Below are 1,288 nucleotides of genomic sequence, written 5' to 3' on the forward strand. Positions count from 1 at the left end.
TAATGAACTGACCCAGGGAAATGAGACAAGAAAAAACACCTATGCTGCCGCAGTCCTATATTCAACAGGGCTGTGGCAATTTAATTTGGAAAATGGTCGTATATAATTGTAATAATACATGTAATTTACTACTTTTTCTATTATAATAGATGGTGTAAGGGTCGCTCTTAACTGAGCGGCGAATTCTTCCGACTTTAGCGAGGAATGGAAGGATTCAATGACGGCATTATCAAAGCAATTGCCTTTGCGGGACATGCTTGTGGTAATGCCGTTTTCTTTAGCTAAAGCTTGATAAGCATATGATGTATACTGTGAACCTTGGTCGCTGTGCAAAATCACGTCATGCGTTTCTCGACCATCACATGCATCGCGAAGCGTTTCTAAAACAAATTCAACATGTTGAGTATCGCTAATGGTATAAGCAAGGACTTCATTATTATATAGATCCATGATTGTCGATAAATACATCATCTTAGATCCATATGGTAAATACGTTATATCTGTTACCCACTTCTGATTTGGTTTATCAGCTGTGAAATCTTGCTTTAACAGATTAGGCACGACAATTTTACTTTCACCTGCAATATATTTTTGTCGCTTTACTTTGACGCGACACTGGATTTCGTATGTTTGCATCACTTTTTGAACCGTCTTGCGATTAACATGAATGCCGTAATCTTTCTTTAATATCTTTTTCACTTTTCGATGGCCAATGCGATGCGAAAGCTGTTTACAAATATCAATGATTAATTGATGCAATGTGGGAATCTCACTGCTCGTACTTGCTTTCCAACGGTAATAAGTTGACCTCGGAATTCCAAAACACATACAAATATCCATAACTGTATAACGGCCTTTAAAAGCGTCAACAACGTCTACAAAGATGTCTGCTTCCACCTCCTTTCGATTTCTCGGTACTTTCCCTCTAATTCGTCACGCATTTCATAATAAGTGACCTTACGACGCAGTTGACTGAGTTCACTATCGTCTTCTGGGCCTTTCCCGTATGTGTATTGTTTACCAATGGGTTGAGCTAATCGGTGATGTTCTCCCTCTCGATACCATTTCATCCACGTTTTAATTTGAGATTTAGACTTAATACCGAACTTCTCCATAATTTGTTGGTTTGTCCATTCACCTGATAGCTTTAATTGAATGACTTCTTGTTTGACTTCTTCAGGATAAAATTGTTTTTTACCCATAAGAAAAACACCTCCTAAATTGTCGATTACTACCAAATACGACATAGGGGGTGTTTTTTCCTGTCTCAAATTATTGGGTCACTCTA

At 38.0% G+C, this 1,288-nt stretch carries 1 protein-coding gene; it reads right to left on the bottom strand.

Features of this window, described 5'->3' with window-relative positions:
- Nucleotides 1-39: 39 nt before the first annotated feature.
- A protein-coding gene (locus J2S77_RS14405; protein ID WP_306978520.1) for an IS3 family transposase occupies nucleotides 40-1,202 on the bottom strand; the annotation gives its coding sequence in 2 pieces (ribosomal slippage) (nucleotides 40-926 and nucleotides 926-1,202; 1,164 coding nt in all).
- Between the last annotated feature and the right edge of the window lie 86 nt (nucleotides 1,203-1,288).

Source organism: Alkalibacillus salilacus (genome assembly GCF_030812915.1).
Taxonomy (GTDB): domain Bacteria; phylum Bacillota; class Bacilli; order Bacillales; family Alkalibacillaceae; genus Alkalibacillus; species Alkalibacillus salilacus.